Here is a 20,878-nt window from a genome sequence, read left to right on the forward strand (position 1 = left end):
AACTCCCTTTTCTGTAGGCACTGTTGACCGTTCGAACCGTCAGGTGAACCATTGTGGCATTCGCCTGGCATACCAGTGGCGTTCCTTGCCGGCCTTATCGTCTGGCCCGTCGGCGATTCCCCCTAGAAGGAGAGGCACACGTATGACCCCGCACCCGCAGCAGAGTGAACAGCAGCCGCCGAGCCGCCGGAAGTTCGTCGGCGGAGCCGCCGCCGCGGTCGGCGCCGCGACGCTCACCGGAGTCGGCATCGGCGCGTCCACTCCGGCCCAGGCCCGTACCGCCACCGGGCGGGTCACCACCTCCGCGTCCGGCGCCTCCTGCACCGCCATCCCGAACAAGTACGACGAGCCGTTCGAAGTCTGCGACGACGAGCTGTTCGTCTTCATGGCCAACTACAAGCCGTTCGAGTACCCCGGCTTCTTCGACACGGTCGTGGGCGACGCGATGCGCGCGGCCTTCCCCGGCCTCAAGATCAAGGCCGTGGCCTGGGACCAGCCGGTCCGGTACGAGGACCTGGACAAGGCGGGCGTCGTTCCCGACATCATCCTGGAGGACCCACGCCGGCGCATCGACCGTGATCTGGAACCACGTGCCTGGACCCGCGACCTCACCGACGACCTGCGGGCCACCGGCATCGACCTCGGCTCCCTCAACCCGGGCGCCGTCGCCCAGATCAAGGCCCGCTCGGACGGCGGCCTGTACGGCGTGCCGGTGTTCCTGGACGAATACATCATGTTCCACAACAAGAAGGTCTTCGACAAGAAGGGTCTGAGGACCCCGGCCAACGGCGTCACCTACGACGAGGCCTTCCGCCTCGCCAAGAAGCTGACCTTCGAGCAGGACCTGGTCGCGTACAAGGGATACCTCCAGCATCCGGACATGTACCTGGAGTTCAACCAGCTCGGTCTGTATCCGTTCGTGCCCGGGCGGGGCGGCACGCCCGCGCCCGAGGACGTGAAGGTGAACATCACCTCGGAGGGCTGGCAGCGGCTCGGCAGCAACCTGGAGCGCTTCCTGCTCCACCCGCACAACATCTTCACGACGGTGGACGACTACCTGACCACCGGCAGCGTGGCGATGGCGGTGGACAACCTCCGCAAACTTCCCGCGTACGCGGGAAGCTCGCTGTACCTGGAGGAGGACGACGCGGACGAGTGGCGCGAGCTGGCCAAGAAGATCGACCTGGGCATCACGTCCGTGCCGGTGCTCGGCAGCGGCGACAACGCCGTCTACCAGCCCAACACCATCGCCGCGTTCCTGCCGCCGCAGTCCTCCAAGAAAGCCCAGGCCCTCCAGGTCCTCAAGTGGCTGGTGTCCCAGGAGGGCCAGACCGAGCTGTCCCGGCACGCCCTGAAGCCCGCGTTGCGCTCGGGCGCCGTCGAGGCCGCCTTCGGCACCGCGATCCCCGAACTGGACAGGATCGACACCTCGGCGGTCTTCTGGGGTGACAACGCCGTCGTGCGGGACTACGAGAACACGGAGTTCTGGGACCTGCCGCTGTACATGGTGTTCCGGCAGCACGTCCTGCGGGACGGGCTGAAGGTCTCCTCGGCGCTGGAGATCACCGAGAAGACCGACATCCCCGCCTACATCAAGTCCCAGGTGGCGGCCGGCTTCGACTGGTGAGTCACCGCCTGCGGAGCCGTATCGCGAGGTACGGCTCCGCGGGCAGTTCGACCGTCACCCGGTCGCCGCCGGCGTCGTCGAGCGCCCGCACCGACATGTTCCAGGTGTCCAGGACCTCCACCCTCCAGGTGCCGCCGGGCAGCGCGAAGGAACGCCTGGGGTAGCGGTGCGGCCCGAGGTACTGCAGGACGTACTCGCCGGGCTCCTCCAAGGTCGAGGCGTCGTACGTCTCGGGAGTGTGGCCGAGGCCGGCCGGGGCCGCGCCGAGCACATCCCCGAGGAAGGCGACGCGCTCCACGGCGGTGCCGCTCAGCCGGCCGCCGCCGTCGCTCCAGGCGTCCTCGCCCCACGCCTCGGCGTGCCCGCCGTAGCCGCCACGGCACACCGCCTCCCAGAGGCGGCAGAGCAGCTCCGTTCCGGTCAGGGCACGCTCCGGATCCTCCGGGTCGTCGCCCTCGGCGCCGCAGTCGTCGACGAGGACCGGCTTGCGGAGATCCCGCACCAGGCCCGACACGGCCCGCGTCTGCGGGTGCGCGACCGAGGCGTGCGTGATCCACGGGGCGCCGAAGTCGGTCCCGGGCGGGCCGTGCACGGTGAGCGGGTGGTGTCCGTGGTCGTGCTCCTGCACATCGGTCTGCGCCTCGTGGACGGGGGGCGCGCACCACCAGACGTTGGGCCGCCCCGCCAGCCGGGCGACGGTCCGGGGGATGTCCCGGCCGTCCAGCATCACCTCCGCCTGCAGGCCGAGTGCGCCGAGCGCCGCGACCTGGTGATCGAGGACGTCCAGCGGAAGGGCGTGGTCGAGCAGCCGCACCTTGGTGAACGGGGCGTCCTTCAGGGCCCGCAGGGTCTTCTCGTCGGCCTGCGGGACGCTGGTGGCCAACGGATGGAAGGGGGTGCCGTCCTCGTGCCGGAAGCGGGTTCCGTGTACGCGCACGGGCCCGTGGTCCGTGCGCGGAGCCGCAGAGTGCGTTGTCATGTCACCTTCCGGATACGCAGGGCCAGGTCCGGCCGGTGGTCCATTGGAACGCGGACCGTGCCGTGGTGCGGCCCGCCGGGCAGCGGACTCACCGTCATGTTCCAGGTGTCGATCAGGTCGAGGACCCGGGGGACACCGTCGTCGGGCAGTTCCACGTCGTAATGGCGGTGCAGCCGGTCGCCGAAGTACCAAAACCGCACATCGGGCGACTCCTCCCACAGCCGGCGCTGGAACGCGATGCGTGCCGGGATCTCGCCGTGCAGCCGGCCACCTCGGGAGATCCAGGCCCAGTCGTCCGGATCCTGCTCGGGAAAGCACTCGCCGTGTCCGACATAGGCGCCCGCGGCCATACCGTGCCAGAACTGGCGCAGGAGCACCCGGCCCGAGAGGTTGCCCCAGCGGCGGCCGAGCACCCCCTCGTAGCCGATCTCGTCGATCACCACCGGCTTTCGCACCCGGTCCAGCCACTCGGGGGTCATCCGCGCGTCCCAGTGCTGGATGGACTGGTGGGTGGTCCAGGCGTGGCGGAAGTCGTAGATCCGCTCGTACTCGTACATCCGGGTGCCGTTGTGGATGGACCGCAGGTGCTGGTACGGGTCGCGGCGCTGGACGTACTGGCCGATGCGGGTCCAGTCCTCGACGGTCTTGGCCTTGTTGAAGTCGTACTCGTTGGCGACCGACCACCAGACGTTGCGGTATGCGGCGAGGCGGGCGACGACGTACCGGACGAGGAAGAGGTCCTCCTCGGAGCTCATGTCGTCCACACCCCAGTGCCCCTTGTCGTACGGGTGCAGGATGATGACGTCGGCCTCGACGCCCAGCTCCAGCAGGTCGCGCACCCGTGCTTCGAAGTGGGCGAAGAACGCCGGGTCGAAACGGGACCTGTCCAGCTCGCCGGGCCGGGGCCGGCCCGGGCCGAGGCCGGGGAAGACCAGCCGGGGCGGTGCCATGTCGAGCGTAGGCAGCAGGCACATGCGGACCTTGTTGAAGGGGGACGCGGCGAGGGTGCGCAGTGTCTCCTCCTCCGCCTTGAGGTCCTCGTCGTGGGTCCAGTGGTAGCAGGTGGTGCCGAACGGCAGGTACCGGGTGCCGTCGGCGTACCGGAAGGTCCTCGGGCCCGCGACCCGGACCGGGCCGTGGTTGCCCGGGCCGGCCGGGGTGCAGGTGAAGCCGCCCGCGGTGCCGTCGAGGGCCGGGGCGCGGGAGCGCGTGGTGTACGTCCAGGCGCCCTCCCGGTCCGGCATGAACCGGACGCGGTAGACGCCGTCTCCGTCGTAGAAGCCGTCGACGGGCACCACCCGGTGGCCGTGGCGGAACTCTGCGCCGAACTCGACGTCGCGGTAGGGGTTCCCGTCGGCCGGGCCGCCGAGCGTCAGCTCGAAGGTGCCCCAGCGCTCCACCGTGGTGCCGGTGGTCATGAGCGTCCTTCCCTGACCCAGTCCTCGGAGACGGTGACGTGCTTGATCGTCCTGCGGAGGTAGGAGTAGGCGATGTGCAGCAGGCCGTCGCGGCGGCTCTGCATGACGCAGGGGTAGGAGTAGCCGAATTCGCCGGCCTCCCAGTACTCGTCGTCGGCGCACTGGAGGTCGCGGCGCACCGGCCAGGTGCGGCCGTCGTCGTCGGAGAGGGCCACCGTGAGCGGGGTGCGCAGTGCCTTCCTGCGGCGGCCCTCGCCCTCGCCGACCCAGCGGAACTCGCCGCGTTCCAGGCTCGCATGGTTGTAGACCAGCGCCAGGGCACCACTGTCGAGCCGGGTGACCTGGACGCCGGAGTTGTTGTTGGGCAGCTCGGTCGGTACCGCCCTGCTCCAGCTGCGTCCGGAGTCGGTGGAGACCGTGGCGTGGATGCGGTCGGCGGCGCGGCTGCGCAGCAGGCCGAGCAGCGAACCGTCGACGCGCCGGACGACGCTCATCTGGACCAGGTGGTCGCTCCCCTCGACGTCGTACTCCTTCCAGGAGGCGCCCTCGTCCTCGCTGATCAGGACGGTGCTGTGCTCCCCCTCGGCGCGGCAGCGGTAGGCGGGCAGCAGCAGGCTTCCGTCACCGGGGTCGAGCGGCGGGTTGCGTACGAAGACGCCCGGTCCCTCATGGGCGATGTGCGCGGGGTCCCAGGTGCGGCCGCCGTCGTGCGAGGTACGGGCGACCAGGTGCGCGGTCTTCTGGTCGTGCGGCTCGTTGGACGGGTGGAACAGCCACACGGTGCCGTCCGGCCGCTGGTCGAGCACCGGGTTCTGCTCGGAGCGGTCCGGGTCGGCGGACATGGCCATGGCCCCGGTCCAGCGGTCGCCGCCGAGCGGCAGCCGGGACAGCACCACATTGGTGTCGCGGTCGCCCTCGTCGGGGCCGTTGAACCAGGCGCACAGCAGGTCGCCGTCGTCGAGTTCGAGGAGACTCGCGGAGTGGCTGTCGCCCGGGTGCGGGGCGGGCAGCAGCGCCTCCCGCACACCGGGATCGCCCGGCCGGGGCCGCAGCACACCATCGAATCTCGGGTCGTGCGCCGGCCCCCTCCCCTGTTCCGTTCCCGTCATGCTCGGCATCCCTTCAGTTCCAGTTCTCCGGCGAAGTGGCAGGCCGACGTCCTGCCGGCTGCGATCTCCCGCAGCGCCGGCACCTCCGTGCGGCAGCGGTCGCGCGCGTAGAAGCAGCGCGGGTGGAACGGACAGCCCTGCGGCACGTTCGAGGCGTCGGCCACCTCACCGCGCAGCACCACGCGCTCCCGGCGGCGCGCCCCCGGGTCGGGTTCGGGCACCGCGGACAGCAGGGCCTCGGTATAGGGGTGCAGCGGCTGCCCGTACAGCTCGTCGGTCGCCCCCGTCTCCACGACCTTGCCCACGTACATCACCGCGATCTCGTCGGCCATGTACTCCACGACGCCCAGGTCGTGGGAGATGAACAGGTACGTCAGGTCGGACTCGTCCTGGAGGTCCTTCAGCAGGTTGAGGATCTGCGCCCGCACCGACACGTCGAGCGCGCTGACAGCCTCGTCCGCCACGACCATGCGCGGGGCGAGCGCGAGGGCACGGGCGATGCCGACGCGCTGGCGCTGGCCGCCGCTGAAGGCGTTGGGGTAGCGCCGCAGGTACTCGGGGCGCAGCCCGACGCGGCGCAGGAGCTCAGCGACCCGTTCCTCGGTCTCGGCGGCGCCGAGACCGAGGTTGACGCGCAGCGGTTCGCCGATGATCTGGAGCAGCGTCATGCGGGGGTTGAGCGAGGCGAACGGGTCCTGGAAGACCAGCCGGATCTCGCTGCGGTACGGCTTGAGGGCACGCTCGTCGAGCTTGGCCAGGTCGATCACCGTGCCGTCGGTGCGACGGTAGGAGATCTCGCCCGAGGTGGGTTCGAAGAACCGCATCAGACAGCGGCCCAGGGTGCTCTTGCCGCAGCCCGACTCTCCCACCAGGGCTACCGTGCGGCCTGCCGGGACGGTCAGGTCCACTCCGTCGACCGCGCGTACCCGGCCGACGGCGCGGCCCAGCAGTCCTCGCCGGATGGGGAAGTGTTTGGTGAGGCCGTGTGTCCGCAGCAGCGGGGCGGTTCCGGTGGCCGTGGCTGCGGCCGTGGCCGTGACTTCGGAGGGCGGTGCCGTCATGGGGTGGTCTCCTCGTGCTCCTCGTGCTCCTCGTGCTCCTCGTACAGCAGGCAGCTCACCGCGCCCGGACGGCCCTGGTCCCGCAGCGGCTCCGGGACCGTCACGTCGCAACGGCCGGCCATGAACTCGTCGCAGCGCGGGTGGAAGGGGCATCCGGACGGCCGCCGGTAGGAATGGGGCACCATGCCCCGGACCGGCCGGAGCCGTTCACGCGATCCGGACCCGAGCTTGGGCACCGAGCGCAGCAACGCTGTGGTGTACGGATGGCGCGGCGCCCGGAACACGTCCTCGACGCGCCCCTCCTCGACGACGGTGCCCAGATACATCACGGCGACGCGGTCGGCCATCTGGGCGGCGACCCCGAGGTCGTGGGTGATCAGCATGACCGCCATTCCGGTCTCCTCCTGGAGGCCGCGCAGCAGGTCGAGGATCTGGGCCTGGGTGGTGACGTCGAGCGCGGTCGTCGGCTCGTCGGCTATGAGCAGCTGCGGGCCGCAGGAGAGCGCCATGGCGATCATCACGCGCTGCAGCATGCCGCCGCTCATCTGGAACGGGTACTCGTCGACGCGCCGTTCGGGTGCGGGGATGCCGACGCGGCCGAGGAGTTCGACGGCGCGGGCACGGGCCTCGGCCTTGGTGACACGCTCGTGGAGCCGGATCGCCTCGCCGATCTGGTTGCCGATCGTGTGCATGGGGCTCATCGAGGACATCGGTTCCTGGAACACCATGGCGACCCGCTTGCCCCGCACCTCCCGGACGGTCTCGGGGGCGGCGCTCACCATGTCGGCCGCGCCGTCGTCGGTGCGCACCCGGATCTGTCCGCCGGTGATCCTGCCGGGCCGGTCCACGAGACGCAGCACGGAGCGCGCCATGACGCTCTTGCCGCAGCCCGACTCCCCCACCACGGCGAGGACTTCACCCCGGGCGATGGCGAGGTCGACGCCGCTGACGGCCTGCACGACGCCGTCATCGAGTTCGAACTGCGTGTGCAGACCCTCGATTTCGAGAATGTTCTGCCGCGGTGGCGTCTGCTGACGCTCCCACGATGCCTCTGTCGTCGGCATCGCAGCCCCTTACTGTTTGTACGGGTCCGCGGAGTCCCGCAGCCCGTCACCGACGAAGTTCATGGCGAGTACGGTCACGAAGACCGCGACGCCGGGTATCAGCAGCCACGGCGCCGTCTCCAGCGTCCGCACGTTCTGGGCCTCCTGGAGCAGGACGCCCCAGCTCACGGCGGGCGACTGGAGGCCCAGGCCGAGGAAGCTCATGGCGGTCTCGCCGAGGATCATCGCCGGGACGGCCATGGTGAGCGAGGCGATGACATGGCTGGACATCGACGGGACCATGTGCCGGAAGATGATCCGGATGCGGCCGCAGCCGTCCAGCCGCGCAGCCGTCACGAAGTCCTCCTCGCGCAGCGAGAGGAACCGTCCGCGCACGACGCGGGCGAGTCCGGTCCAGCCGAGGACGGAAAGGATGGTGGTGATGGCGAAGTACCGCATCATGGGCCCCCAGTCGGCCGGCACGGCGGCGGAGAGTGAGAGCCACAGGGGCAGAGTGGGGATCGCCATCAGGAACTCGATGACGCGCTGGATGAGCGTGTCGGGGGCGCCGCCGTAGTAGCCGGAGACGCCGCCGAACAGCAGGCCGAGCAGGAAGCTCACCGCGACCCCGATGAGGCCGATGGAGAGCGAGACCCGCGAGCCCTGGATGATCAGGGACAGCAGGTCACGTCCCTGCCGGTCGCTGCCGAGCAGGAAGACCTTGTCCTTGGCATGGGCCGCGCCGAAGAGATGGCGGTCCCAGGGGATGATCCCCCACATCTCGTAGGAGTCGCCGCGCGGGAGGAACCTCAAGGGGACGCGCAGGTCGGGGTCGAGGGTGTGGATCTGCTCGAAGGTCTCGGGGTCCCGCTCGGTGCGGTAGCCGTTGACGTACATCTGCAGGCCGTCGGACCAGCTCAGGTCGACCTTGACCATCTGGGGCGGGGCGTAGGTGAGGGTGGAGTCACTGGTGCTGGTCGAGGTGGGCGCGAGGAACTCGGCGAAGACGACGACGACGTACGCGAGGAGCACGACCACGGCGCCCGCCACGGCCAGCTTGTGCTTGCGGAACTTGCGCCACACGAGCCGCCAGGGGGAGCTCCTGGCGGCCGCGGCATCGAATTCGAGCTCCGGGTCCGCCTCGGCCGGCGGTGCGGCCGGCTTGTGGTTCCTGGTCAGCACGGCGGCTCACCCTCCCTCGTAGCGGTGCCGGATTCTGGGGTCCCACCAGGCGAGGGCGAGGTCGCTGATCAGAGTCCCGATGACGGTGAGGGTGGACAGGATCAGGACGAAGCTGCCCACGAGGTACATGTCCTGGTTCTCCACCCCGCTCAGCAGGAGCGGTCCGGTGGTGGGCAGGCTCATGACGATGGAGATGATGGTCTCGCCGCTGATGAGGCCCGGCAGCAGCCATCCGACGGTGGAGAAGAACGGGCTCATGGACATCCGGACCGGATACTTGAGCAGCAGCTTCCATTCGGGCATCCCGCGGGCGCGCGCCGCGACGACGTACGGTTTGTACAGCTCGTCCAGGAGGTTGGCGCGAGTGATGCGGATCAGGCCGGCGGTACCGGACAGCCCGATGATGACGATGGGGAGCCACAGATGGGCGCCCATGTCGAGCACCTTGCCGAGGTTCCAGGCGGCGTCCTGGTACTCGGGGGAGAACAGGCCGCCGGGGCTGGTCCCGAAGAACCGCATACCGGCCCACATGAAGACGAGGGCGAGCAGGAACTCGGGCACCGCCATGCCGAAGAAGCCGAAGAAGGTGGCCAGGTAGTCGCCGGGCGAGTACTGGCGCACCGCGGAGAATATCCCGATCGGGAAGGCGATGGCCCAGATGAACAGCAGGGTGGAGACGGAGAGGAAGAAGGAGAGTCCGACGCGGTCCCAGATGAGGTCGGAGACCGGGCGGCTGTTCCAGGCGAACGCCTGCCCGAAGTCCCCGTGGAAGACGATGTTGGAGATCCACTTCCAGTACTGGGCGAGAAAGGACTGGTCCAGGCCGTAGCGGGAGCGCAGGGCGGACAGCTGCGAATCGCTCATCATCTCGCCGCGGCTCTCCGCCTCGGCCTGGAGAGTCGAGACGTAGTCGCCGGGCGGCAGGCTGATGATGAAGAACGAGGCCAGGGAGACCGCCCACAGGGTGACGACCATCCACATGACACGGCGGGAGAGGAACGAGAGCATGGGTGTCCCCCGTCCGGGTCAGGCCTTGCCGGAGAAGAAGTAGGTCGCGGGATTGCTCGGCCCGGGGGCCTGGTGCGCCACCGCCGCGCTGAACTCCTCGGGCACGTTGAACATGTTGTTGCGGACGATGCCGTACTCCGACGGCGGGGTGGAGATCCCGATGTAGTAGAACTCCTCCTGGGTGATCGCCAGGATCTTCCTGGCCAGGCCCAGCGCCTCGTCGGCGTCGAAGGTGCCCCGCAGCTTGTCGTTGAGTTCGAGCTGCTCGCGTACGCGGGCCGGCGGCTCCTCGCCTGACTTGCCCTCGCTGGTGTACCACTCGGCCCACTTGCCGCCGAAGCGGGAGGAGCCACGGGGGTTGGTCGGCAGGTAGTAGTGGTTGCCGCCGGCGCCGGTGCGGAGGTCGAACGAGCCGCCCTGCCAGGTCGCGGCCTCGGATTCGCCGGCCTCGACGCGCTCCCAGTACAGGGTCTCGGCGAGCCGCTGGATGTTGGCCTTGACGCCGACCTTCGCCCAGTCGCCGCGGATCAGGTCGCAGGCGTCCACCTGGTCCGGCTGGTCGGAGACGACCAGCACGGTGAAGGCGACCGTGTCGCCGTCCTTCGTGAGGCGGATGCCGTCGCCGTTGCGGCGGGTGAAGCCGGCCTTGTCGAGGTACTCGGCGGCACGGTCGACGCTGTACTCGGTGAACTGGCTGCCGAGTTGCTTGTTGTAGAGTTCGTCGCCCTCCGCGGGTCCGCACTGCCAGGGGATGCCCTGGCCGCCGTATATGGTGTCGATGATCTTCTTCCGGTCGATGGCGTACGACAGGCCGATCCGGAAGTCCTTGTTGGCGAAGAGCTTGCGCTTCCTGGGGTCGGAGTGGGTCTGGTTGAACCCGATGATCATCATGTTGGCGAGGGCCGACTTCACCTCGATCAGGCGGTAGGCGCCCTTCTTCCGGTTGCGGGAGATCACTGGCTTGTTGCGGATCGTCCCGAAGTGGGTGAGCTGCATGTCGAGGTCGCCGTTGGTGACCTTGAGGACCTCGACCTCGACGTCCTGGATGTTCTCCACGACGACCTTGTCGATGTACGGGAGCTGGCTTCCGTCCGGGTCGACCTTCCAGTAGTACGGGTTGCGCTCGGCGACCAGGCTGCTGCCCTTGCCCAGCTCGTTCTTGGACAACCAGGCGTTGAGAGTGGGCAGTTGGTGGTTGGCCCAGCAGTCGGCGCGCAACGGCAGGTAGTCGGTCCAACTGCTCAGGCCGGCCTTCTTTGCGAGCGCGTCGGCGGTCTTGCCGTGCTTGGGGTGGAACTGCTTGATGTAGTGGGCCGGCAGCAGCATGACGATGCCGGAGGTGCCCGCCATCTCCTCCAGGAAGCCGGGCTTGGGCTCCTCGTACACGTAACGGACGGTGTGGTCGTCGACCACCTCGAACTTCGCGTTCTTCCCGGACTTCGACATCCACAGGTCGTAGACGCCGTCCGGGTGGAGGTCCGGGTCGACGTTGTAGTCGTGGTAGGCAAAGGCGAAGTCGTCCGTGGTCACCGGCCGGCCGTCGGACCACTTCAGGCCCTTGCGCAGGGTGAAGACGAACTCCGCGCCGCCCTGCTTGACCTCGTACTTCTCGCAGACGTTCGGCAGGAGTTCCGTCTTCGTCATGCCCTGCCAGGTGGGGCCCCAGGCGACGAGCGGCTCGTAACCCATGCTGTAGTGCAGCCACATCACGTCTTCCTGCGTGATCATGGCCGAGTGCCAGGTGCCGCCGTAGGCGCCGGACTTCTCCAGCGGGGTCACCTTCAGCGGGGCGGCCGGAAGCCGGTCGGCGACCTTGGGCAGTTTCCCCGCGTCCGCGAGCTTCTTCAGCGCGGGTGCTTCCTTGCCCTTGGCGCCGGTCGCCGCTCCCGCGCCCTCGGGCTCGGTGTCGAAGAACCCGCAACCGGACAGCGAGGCGGCCACCAACAGGCCACCGCCCGCCCGCAGGAGCGAACGCCGGTCGAGCATGCCGCGCCGGTCGGGGGATGGCGTGCGGTCAGTCATCAGGTCCACGCTCCTTTGCGTGTATGTGCCGCCTCTTCCAGCTCGCGGACCTTGGGGACGACGGTCGCGGTCAGCCGGCCCCGCTCCTCGTCGTCCAGGCGTGCCAGCGGCTCGGCGGCGTGGGCTTCGTCGATGCGGCCGAGGGCCGCCAGGACGAACTTGAAGGTTGCGACGAGTGCGGCGAGCGTCGGTTCGCGGCGGGCCTCGCGCATCAGATCGAGCAGGTCCTCCAGCTGTTCCTGGAGGCTCCGGGCGTGTTGCCAGTCCCCGGCACGGGCGGACTCGTAGAGGTCGACCAGGAGACGGGGGGTGACGTTGGCGAGCGAGGTGGTGGCGCCTGCCACCCCCGCGTAGAGCGAGACGTCGGTCAGGCTGCTCCCGCCGGCGAAGCAGCGCACCTCCACTCCCTGCCGTGCGCCGCGGCGCAGCAGCTGCCGCAGCCAGCTCATGTCGCCCGCGCTGTCCTTGATGCCGCAGAGCACGCCCTCGCGGGTGAGTTCGACGACGCAGTCGACGGTCAGGGCGGACGGGGTGAGCTGGGGCATGTGGTACGCGAGGACGGGGATGCCCACGGCCTCGGCGACGGCGCGGTAGTGGTCGCGGAGCTCCTCCCTGCCGTAGCCGGCGAAGTACGGGGCGATGACGGCGATCTCGTCGGCTCCGGCGGCCATGGCGGCGCGTGCGTGACGCACCGTCACAGCGGTGGCCGCGTCGCCCACATGGGCGATGACCGGTACCCGGCCGCCCGCCACCTCGGCGGCGACGGCCACGGCGAGCGCCCGCTCGTCGTGGTCCAGGGCGTGGAACTCGCCCGTGGTTCCGTTGATCCACAGTCCGTGGATCCCGGCCTCGATCAGTCCGGTCAGGTGGCGTTCCAGTGACTTCCGCGCGAGGCACCCCTTCTCGTCCATGGGCAGAACGGTGGGCGCGATGATCCCGTGGAGCTCATGTATCGGCATCGATTCCTCGCGGTATGTCGGTGGAATGCCACGAGTCTCTTGAGTGTGACATCGGTCGTCAACCCTTTCGACAAAGGCAATAGTCCGTGCACGTGATGTTCCATCAGCAGTGGTCCACCTGCGGCATACCAGGTGTCTTCACAGACGTCCGGACGTCCCTCCGCGGCCCGGGAGGCCGGGCGTACGGTCAGTGGTTGATCTTCACCTGGCTGAACTTGGCGGTCGTGTAGTGGGCGACACCGTTGGCCTCCTTGTTGCCGTCCACGAACATGCCCACATAGACCTTGTCGCCCATGGGGATGCGTTCGTAGCCGATGCGGGTCCACTGGAGCGAGTCGGGCGAGATCTCCGAGGTGAACTCGTCGCCGCGCAGGGTGATGCGCAGCCAGTACGGCTTCGCGTCGAGCACCTCGTCCTCCTCGTAGGGCCAGGTACCGACACTCATCTCGGTGCCGTGGGAATGGATGCGCTTGACGACGCCCTTGTGGCCGCCGTCGCCGAGGTGGACACCGATGAGGTTGAACGGCGAGTCCGGCGTGAGGTTCTCCCGGATCATGATGCCGCCGAGCACCTCCTGGTAGACGTCGCTGACCGAGTCGAGGCGGGCGATCAGCTCCACCACCTCGTCGCCGGGGGCATCGACCTCCTGGTACACGAAGTGACAGGAGTCCGAACGGCCGCGGAGCTTGCCCGAGCCGCGCAGCGTGAACGAGCTGCCGGCCAAGGCCGATCCGCCCTGGATGGGCACCGGGCCGATGTCGACGGCCGTCCAGTTCCCGAGCGGGCCGACCCGGTCGACGTGGACGGGCACCATGCTGGAGGTGGTGGACGTGCCGGTGGAGTCGGTGGCACGCGCGGTGAGGTGGTGGGTGCCCTCGGGGGCGTTCTTCCAGACTGCCTCGAAGGGGGCCGATGTCGCCTCGCCGACCTGCTTGTCGTCGGCGAAGAAGACCACGGAGGCGATGGTCGCGCCGTCCTGAGCCTCCGCCTCGGCACGGAAGGTGATGTCGTGGGCCCCGGTGTCCGAGGTGTGCACCGCGTCGATCGCCGGGGCGGTCAGTCTCACCACCGGGTTGGCGGCCCCGGTACGGGTGAGGGAGTTCAGGTACAGCTCCAGGTTGCTGTAGCCGGTGGCCGGGTCGATGGCGCTGCCGTCGGCGGCGTCCTTGCCCTTCAGGCCGTGCTGCTTCTCCCAGACGTCGGGGATGCCGTCCTTGTCGGAGTCCTTCGGCGCCTCGGCGGAGGCGAGCGGGGGAACGCCGCCGACCTCCTTCTGCGAATTGATCATGCGGCCGGTCCCGTTGCGCACGTCGGCGACGAGACGGGCGTCGGTCGCGTCGCGGCGCGGCAGCAGGGCGCCGACGCCGTCGAGCACCGCCTTGTACGCCTCTTTGGCGGTCTGCGACGGGATCGGGTCCAGGACCTCGAACGGGTCCTCGCGCAACGTGACGCCGCCGAGCGGGAACTTGACGCCCCGGCCGTTGTCGCCGGTGACCTCCGCCTGCCCCTCCACGACATTGCCTTCGACGTGCCAGCTCCCGCCGCGGTCGGGCGAGACGATGACCGGCGCGATCTCGGCCAGGGTGTTGGGGCCCGGCTTGTAGTAGTTGCCGACGATGTTGACCCCGTCGGCCCACTCGCCGCCGTAGCAGGAGGTGTAGCCGTGGTTGTAGATGACGTTGTTGCGGTGGTCGGTGCGCATGGGGACGTCCTCGACAAAGCTGAAGCGCGGGTTGCGGCCGCCCTGGTGGATCAGCAGGTTGTGGTGGTAGGTGACGTTGTCGCCGCCCCACAGCCCGCCGTAGCCGTGCCGGCCCTTCGGATGGACGGAGACCGACAGCCCCTCCGCGATGATGCACCACTGGAGTGTGAGGTTCTCGTTGCCGTAGACGGAGCAGCACTCATCCACCGCCCAGCTGAAGGAGCAGTGGTCGATCATGACGTTGCGGCAGCCCTCCATCCCGAAGGTGTCGATCGCGGTGCCGAGCATGTCCGTACCGCGGAAGCGCAGGTGCCGGATGATGATGTTCTCGACCCCGTTGGCCTTGGTCTCATTGCCGACCACGCAGATGCCGTCGCCCGGGGCCGTCTGGCCCGCGATGGTGAGGTTGGACCCGGTGATGTCGAGTCCGCCCTTGAGCTCGATGTTGCCGGATACACGGAAGACGACGGTGCGGTCACTGCCGGACACGGCGTCGCGCAGCGAGCCGGGCCCGGAGTCGGCGAGGGTGGTGACCTCGTAGACCGAGCCGCCGCGGCCGCCAGTGGCGTACCGGCCGCCGCCCTCGGCCCCGGGGAAGGCGAGGACATCGCCTGCTGCCTCGGCCGCCGCGGCGAGCTTCTCCGACGCCTGCGCCGTCGGCACTCGAAGCGCCGCGGTGCCCAGGAGCGCGCCGGCTCCGACGACGAAGGCACGGCGGGCCATCGCTTCGCCCTTCTCCTTGCCCGTGGCGGCGGTTCCGTTCAGTGGGGTCATGACGTTGCTCTCCTCGGTGAGTGGAAGGTGGTCCGGCGCGCCGGGCGTGCGGCTCCGGTGCGCCGTGGGGGCGGGCGCGGCTCAGGGCTCGTCGGAGCAGTTCACGTCGAGGTCCCAGAGGATGACGTCGAGCGCGTGCGGGCTGATGGTGTGCTCGCCGTGTGTGGCGTCCTCCAGGAGCTCCCAGTGGCCGTTGCCGATCACCTCGATCCGTTGCCGCACCACCGGTTCGTAGCTGCGGTGGCCGACGCCGTTGAAGCAGCAGGCGTCGAACCGGTTGAGGATCTGCGTCTGCCGGCGGTGCCGCCCGACGGACGCCAGCGCGTAGATGTCGGGGAAGTCGCTGATCCCGTAGAAGACCGGGTGCCGGTCGAGCCGCTGCTCCCAGTCGCCCGTGGTCGGGCTCGGCTTGGGCGGTGCGGAGCGCAGGAAGAACGGCAGCGATCCGGCCGTCGGGTAGCTGCGGGTGATGCGCGGGTCGAGCGCCGGGTAGACCGTGGTGGTCCAGCCGCCGCCGGACAGGCCGATCATCTGGAGGGAGGGGGGCCGGTAGGTCCGGGTGACGTGGTTGACGGCGACCGTGAGGGGTTCCAGGAAGAACCGGAGGGTGGAGAACTCCGCGGTCTCCCACGTGCCGAAGTCGTTGTGGTTCTCCGGGGTCACGAAGGTGTCCGGGTCCGTGGGGCTGCGCAGTTGCTTGGGGTTCCAGTGGTAGAGCGGCATGGCACACAGCAGTACGCCGTATCCGGCGTCCACCAGGGCTTGTGCGGTGCGCTGCATGGTCTCGGGCGTCTCGCCGTGTCCGTTGTGGTAAATGGCGAAGCGCCCGTGGGCGGCGGGGCGGCGCGGCAGCAGCAGGTAGACGACGGATTTCAGGTCGTACGGCAGGGTGACGGTGAGCCGGTCGACGCGCCGGAGCCCGGTGAAGGCGGGCAGATCGGGTACGACGACGCCCTGTTCGACCTCGGGCAGCGTGTCGGGCAGCCGGCCGTCGGCGGACTTCCAGACCTCGGCGACGAGTTGTGCGCGGAGCCGTTCCACGTCCGCCTCGGTGTGCACGGTCATCAACTGCTCGACGTCGACCCCGACGACCTGCTGGGGCAGGGCCTTGTAGTCGATGCTGTGGGCGGCGGCCACCTCTTGATTGACGGGCGCCACCGGACGGGGGCGTGCGGGGCGGGCCGCGGGCGCGGCGCTCTGCGCCCGGGCGGTACCGGTTCCGAGGGCGGCAGTGGTCGCGGCGGCGCCCACCGTTCCCAGGAGGGATCTGCGGCTGACGTTCGGCATGGCGGGCACCTCAGTTTCCCCGGCCGCGGCCGGTCGTGGCGGACGGGTCCCAGCCGTCCAGCAGGGTCGCCGGGTCGCGCCAGGTGAGCGCCTCGGCCTCGGTCAGTTGCCGTGAGCAGGACAGTCGCTGCGAGGTGTCCGTCGGAGCCCCGCGCAGGTCCGTGCTGCCGTACTCCCAGAAGCGCAGTTGCTGACCGGTCGTGCAGTCGAATCCGGTCAGGCCCCAGCCGACGGGCGCCACATGGGCGTCCATGGCGGTGTCGATGAAGACGGCCTGGCTGGCGGGGAAGCGGCTGTCGATGCGACTGAGCAGGACGCTGCCGTCGGCCACGCCCGGCGCGCGGGTGAGCCGGGTGCCGGAGAAGACCACGCCCGGCCCGTCGGGAGCGTTGCGGATCTGGCTGATGTATCCGAGGTCGAGCGCCTTGAGCTCGGAGTTACGGACGAACACGCCGCCGGTCCCCCAGAAGAAGTCGACGTCTCCCTCGATGTACGAGTCGGCCACGTACGCGCGTCCCTGGAGGCGCAGGCTGTCCTGGTGGCTGAGGATGCGCACCCGGTCCAGGACGATGCGGTCGCCGTTGCCCCGGAACGCCTCGGACTGCGAGCCGCCGTCGGGGGTGAGGTTGTGTACGGTGATGCTCCGCAGCCGGAAGTCGTCGGCGTCCACGCCGAACGCGGCACGCCAGCAGTTGAACCGGTCCGGTTGCGGCAGTACCCGTCGCGGGCAGTAGCTCTGCTCCGGGGGCACGTCGGCCATGGCGGAGTCGCCGTTGAGCACGCTGTTGTTGGGGTAGGCGACGACGGTGCGGCCTGCTCCGGAGCCGTTCACCCGCAGGTGCGGCCGGCTCTGGCCGATGTAGACGATCTCCCGGTAGGTGCCGGGGGCCACATCGATCGTGATCTCCTGCTCGTTCCCCTCCGGGACGAAGTCGACGGCGCCCTGCACGGTGCAGAAGTCGCCGCCGCCGTGTGCGTCCACGCGCAGTTCCGCGGTTCCGGGGCGGGGCGCGGCGGCGGTGCGGAACCGCCACGTACGGGGCGAGGTGATGCCCGCGTGCCCTTCGAAGAAGCCCGGGTCCACGGTGACGTAGTACTGCTTCCCCGGGTCCAGGGAGCGGTGCAGCAGGACGGTGGCGGTGCGGCCCTCGACGACGACCGGCTCGTAGGTCCAGCGATGCGGTTCGCCGTAGTCGGAGCGTGCCCCGCCGATGAGGCGCTGGTACGACGCCGGGTCGGCGAGGTCGATGGTGTCGACGGCGCTGCCGTCGGGGCGGTGCACGGTCAGGCGGCCCCCGGAACCGACCCGGACGTCCGAGTCGAAGGTGAGGCGCAGGGGTGTGTCGGCGCAGACGGCGCGTGCGGTGCCGCTGGGGGCGACCGCGGCCGGCGCTCCGGGGGGGTCGGGCAGGACCCCGGCCACCGCGGGCAGGGGCACGGCCGTCGGGGCGAGCAGGACGGCGAGGATGGAACCGGCGCGCAGCACCGGTCGTACGAGGGCAACGAGCTGACGTAATTTCGTTCGCATGGGAGCGGCTCCTCATCCCGGCATACCTATGGCATGCCAGCGATGGAAGCACATGACCCGCAGGGTGAACACCCCTTGTACAGCGCCGGAACGACGGCCCGCACGACGACTGGGGACCGAGGCGGACAAGGCGGACCAGCCGGACCGACCGGGCCTCTTCACCATGGTCCGGCACCTGTCCGGACGGAAGCCCGCCCTCGGAACCGCTGGTCGCGGCGGCGCGGGGTCACCCTCGACCGTCTGGTCCGATCGCATCCCGGAGAGCAGCACTCCCCTGTGCCCGGCCGCCGCGGGAGACCGCCCCGGGGTGCGCCGACGGCGGCCCTCAAGGTGCTCGCGGGAACGATCTCGCCCAACGGGCGGACAGTTGGCCTACCAGTGGCATACCATTCGTCACGGGCGTGCAGGGCGAACGGTACGGTGGCCCGGACCACAGTCACGGAGTGCCAGGAGGACGGCATGACCCCACCGAAGGCGGATTCGACCCCGCGCGAACCGGCCACGTCGTCGATCGCCGTCACGGCAGAGGAGAGCCTGGAGAACCGGGCGCGCAAGGCACTGGTGGACTGGCTGACGAAGGAGCACCCCGCTCCCGGCCAGCCGGTCCCTGTGCGGGAGTTCGCCCGGCGGCTGGGGATGAGCCGTACCCCGGTGCGCAGCGCGGTCGGCCGTCTCTACGAGCGCGGCCTGCTCGCCTACGACCCCGTCGCCGGTTTCACCGTCGCCATTCCCTCGCTGTCCAGCATCTACGAACTGTTCGAGCTACGGCTGATGCTCGAATCGCACGCCCTGCGCCTCTTCGGGGAGCGCACCGACCGGCAGCCGCCGGCCCGGCTGCGCGAACTCGTGGACGAGGCCGACGTACTGGCCCGGGAGTCGGTGGAGGACCACACGCGCTACATCGACTTCCGGGAGAACGACGGCCGGTTCCACCGCGCCATGGTGGAACTGGGGGGACTCCCCCGGTTGTTGGAGCTCCACGACGACCTGCATCTCAGCATCCATGTGACCCGCACCGGCATGGAGGCCCCCATCACCGCGTCCAGGCTGAACACCGCCGTCTCGGAACACCGCGCCGTGGTCGACGCGCTGGAACGTGGCGACCGGTCGGCGGCCCGGGACCTGTTGGAGGCGCACATCCTGCGGGTGCGTGACCAGACCATCGCCTTCCTAGCCCGTCCCACCATCTAGGGGAGACCATGTCGGGACCTGCGGTACCCACCAGCAACGCGCGCACCGCACACCGTCCGCTCCGACTGGAGCGACCGGAGCTGACCGGCGGACCGTGGCGCCGGTGGCGCGACGTCAACCGCGCCGTCAGCCTGCCACTCGCCCGGGAGTGGCTGGAGCGCGCCGGCAATCTGGACAATCTCCGGATCGCCGCGGGGGAGGCTGCCGGTGAGCACCGCGGTCCCGTCTACATGGACTCGGACGTGTACAAGGTCCTCGAAACGGCGGCCTGGGAACTCGGGTCCGCCGACGACCCCGACCTGGCCGGGTTCCTCGCGGACACGACCCGGCTGCTGGCCCGCGCCCAGCGGGACGACGGCTATCTCGACTCCGCCTACGACGTGAAGCAGCCGGGTCAGCGCTACACCCGGCTGGTCGACAGCCACGAGATGTACTGCGCCGGCCATCTGATACAGGCCGCGGTGGCCGCCCACCGCACCACCGGCGACACCGCGCTGCTCGACGTCGCGCGCCGGTTCGCGGACCACCTCGCCGATGTGTTCCTGGAGGACGAGGGACCCGGACTGGACGGCCATCCCGAGATCGAGACCGCGCTCGTCGAGCTGTACCGGACGACGGGTGGGGAACGCCATCTCGCGCTGGCCTCCGTCTTCGTGGAGCGGCGCGGGCGCGGGCTGGTCGGCGCGCACAAGCACGGCACAAGGCACCGTCAGGACCATCTGCCGGTGCGCGAGGCCCCGGCGGTCACCGGCCACGCGGTGCGGGGCCTCTATCTGGAGGCGGGGGTCGTCGACCTCGCCTCGGAGACGGGCGACGCCTCCCTGCTCGATGCCTCGGAGCGCCGCTGGCTGGACATGGTCGCCGCCCGGACGTCCCTGACCGGCGGTCTCGGCTCGCGCCAGGTCGGCGAGGTGTTCGGCGAACGGTATGAACTCCCGCCGGACCTCTCGTACAACGAGACGTGCGCGTCGGCCGCGAGCATCCAGTGGAGCTGGCGGCTGCTGCTGGCCACCGGCCGGGCACGGTACGCCGACCTGATCGAGCGCACCCTCTACAACGCCTTCGCCGCCGCGCGCTCGGCCGACGGCCGGACCTATTACAAGGGCAACCCGCTCCAGCGCCGGGCGGACCACGCCGAGGCGGTCGGCGATCCACGCTGCCGCGACGAGTGGTTCTTCTCCGCCTGCTGTCCGCCGGCGGTCACCCGGCTGGTCGCCTCCCTTGAACACTACGCCGCGACTGTCTCCGAGCACGCCGGTGTGCCGACCCTGCATCTGCACCAGTACGCGCCGCTCTCCCTGACCGCCCCCTTCGCCGGCGGCCGGATCGGGCTGCGGGCCGAGACGGACTACCCCTGGCAGGGCCGTGTCGCGATCACCGTCGCCGAGGCACCCGAAGGACCGTGGGCGCTGGCGCTGCGCGTCCCGCCGTGGTCCGCCCGGACCCGGCTGGACACCCCGGACCACAAGGACGTCGCGGTCACCGCCGACCAGGACGGGTACGCGGTGGTGGAGCGTGAGTGGCGGGCCGGGGACACCGTGGTGCTGAATCTCGACATGGCTCCCCGGCTGACGCTTCCGCACCCGCGCGTCGACGCGGTGCGCGGCTGTGCCGCCGTCGAACGCGGCCCGCTGGTCTACTGCTTCGAGCAGGCGGACCAGCAGGACGGCGTCGAGGTGGACGACCTGGCGATCTTCCCCGACACGGTCTTCGAGGAGGTCGCGCACGGCGACCTGGACGGTCTCGGCCCCGCCGTCACCCTGCGGGCCCCCGCCGTCGCCGTGTCAGGAGCCCATGAGGCGGGGCTCCCCTACCGCACGCTCGGCGGCCCGGCCGCGGTGGACACCGCACGGCCCGTCACCGCCACCGCGGTGCCCTACCACCTGTGGGACAACCGCGGTGACGGCGCGATGCGGGTCTGGATGCCGCTGTACGTCGGGGACACGGGGCCGGCCTCCGCGTGACCCCCCGGCGGCCGGCCGGTAACC

15 protein-coding genes are annotated in these 20,878 nt (G+C 70.0%); 3 read left to right on the forward strand and 12 right to left on the reverse strand.

Going from position 1 to position 20,878, the window contains the following annotated elements:
* Positions 1-142: 142 nt before the first annotated feature.
* Positions 143-1,627: an ABC transporter substrate-binding protein gene (locus tag OG972_RS41560; protein WP_266991383.1), complete on the forward strand. Its 1,485-nt coding sequence runs from the start codon at positions 143-145 to the stop codon at positions 1,625-1,627.
* 1 nt (position 1,628) lies between these two features.
* Here OG972_RS41560 and OG972_RS41565 read toward each other — a convergent pair whose 3' ends face one another.
* From OG972_RS41565 to OG972_RS41620, 12 genes are all read right to left on the reverse strand, one after another.
* Positions 1,629-2,606 (reverse strand): DUF5605 domain-containing protein, encoded by a 978-nt coding sequence (locus tag OG972_RS41565; protein ID WP_266991385.1) that lies wholly within the window; start codon positions 2,604-2,606, stop codon positions 1,629-1,631.
* Complete coding sequence (locus OG972_RS41570) at positions 2,603-4,024, reverse strand: DUF5060 domain-containing protein (RefSeq protein ID WP_266991387.1); 1,422 nt, start codon at positions 4,022-4,024, stop codon at positions 2,603-2,605. Before OG972_RS41570 ends, OG972_RS41565 begins: the two co-directional genes overlap by 4 nt.
* Positions 4,021-5,133 carry an exo-alpha-sialidase gene (locus OG972_RS41575; protein WP_266991388.1) on the reverse strand — a complete coding sequence of 371 codons (1,113 nt, stop codon included), beginning with the start codon at positions 5,131-5,133 and terminating at the stop codon, positions 4,021-4,023. Before OG972_RS41575 ends, OG972_RS41570 begins: the two co-directional genes overlap by 4 nt.
* Positions 5,130-6,194, reverse strand: coding sequence for an ABC transporter ATP-binding protein (locus OG972_RS41580; RefSeq protein ID WP_266991390.1), 1,065 nt, complete (start codon positions 6,192-6,194; stop codon positions 5,130-5,132). Before OG972_RS41580 ends, OG972_RS41575 begins: the two co-directional genes overlap by 4 nt.
* Positions 6,191-7,258, reverse strand: a complete 1,068-nt coding sequence (locus OG972_RS41585; protein WP_266991392.1) for an ABC transporter ATP-binding protein — start codon at positions 7,256-7,258, stop codon at positions 6,191-6,193. Before OG972_RS41585 ends, OG972_RS41580 begins: the two co-directional genes overlap by 4 nt.
* A 9-nt stretch (positions 7,259-7,267) precedes the next feature.
* Positions 7,268-8,419: an ABC transporter permease gene (locus OG972_RS41590; RefSeq protein WP_266991393.1), complete on the reverse strand. Its 1,152-nt coding sequence runs from the start codon at positions 8,417-8,419 to the stop codon at positions 7,268-7,270.
* Positions 8,420-8,425: 6 nt separating this feature from the next.
* Positions 8,426-9,427 (reverse strand): ABC transporter permease, encoded by a 1,002-nt coding sequence (locus OG972_RS41595; RefSeq protein WP_266991395.1) that lies wholly within the window; start codon positions 9,425-9,427, stop codon positions 8,426-8,428.
* Positions 9,428-9,445: 18 nt separating this feature from the next.
* On the reverse strand, positions 9,446-11,449 hold the full coding sequence (locus OG972_RS41600) for an ABC transporter substrate-binding protein (RefSeq protein WP_266991397.1): 2,004 nt from the start codon (positions 11,447-11,449) through the stop codon (positions 9,446-9,448).
* Positions 11,449-12,408, reverse strand: a complete 960-nt coding sequence (locus OG972_RS41605; RefSeq protein WP_266991399.1) for a dihydrodipicolinate synthase family protein — start codon at positions 12,406-12,408, stop codon at positions 11,449-11,451. The genes OG972_RS41600 and OG972_RS41605 overlap by 1 nt, the downstream gene beginning before the upstream one ends.
* Before the next feature lie 187 nt (positions 12,409-12,595).
* On the reverse strand, positions 12,596-14,884 hold the full coding sequence (locus OG972_RS41610) for an Ig-like domain-containing protein (RefSeq protein ID WP_266991401.1): 2,289 nt from the start codon (positions 14,882-14,884) through the stop codon (positions 12,596-12,598).
* An 81-nt stretch (positions 14,885-14,965) separates the two neighbouring features.
* Entirely contained in the window at positions 14,966-16,171 is a 1,206-nt protein-coding gene (locus OG972_RS41615; RefSeq protein ID WP_266991403.1) for a hypothetical protein, read from the reverse strand.
* Between the two features lie 10 nt (positions 16,172-16,181).
* Positions 16,182-17,699 carry a pectinesterase family protein gene (locus tag OG972_RS41620; protein WP_266991405.1) on the reverse strand — a complete coding sequence of 506 codons (1,518 nt, stop codon included), beginning with the start codon at positions 17,697-17,699 and terminating at the stop codon, positions 16,182-16,184.
* A 459-nt stretch (positions 17,700-18,158) separates the two neighbouring features.
* On the opposite strand from OG972_RS41620, the gene OG972_RS41625 reads away from it, so the two are divergent.
* Together OG972_RS41625 and OG972_RS41630 are read left to right on the forward strand one after the other, a co-directional pair.
* Complete coding sequence (locus tag OG972_RS41625) at positions 18,159-18,890, forward strand: GntR family transcriptional regulator (RefSeq protein WP_266991407.1); 732 nt, start codon at positions 18,159-18,161, stop codon at positions 18,888-18,890.
* An 8-nt stretch (positions 18,891-18,898) separates the two neighbouring features.
* Positions 18,899-20,854 carry a glycoside hydrolase family 127 protein gene (locus tag OG972_RS41630; RefSeq protein ID WP_266991409.1) on the forward strand — a complete coding sequence of 652 codons (1,956 nt, stop codon included), beginning with the start codon at positions 18,899-18,901 and terminating at the stop codon, positions 20,852-20,854.
* Positions 20,855-20,878: the final 24 nt, after the last annotated feature.

It is taken from the genome of Streptomyces sp. NBC_01669 (assembly GCF_026339735.1).
Taxonomy (GTDB): domain Bacteria; phylum Actinomycetota; class Actinomycetes; order Streptomycetales; family Streptomycetaceae; genus Streptomyces; species Streptomyces yanii.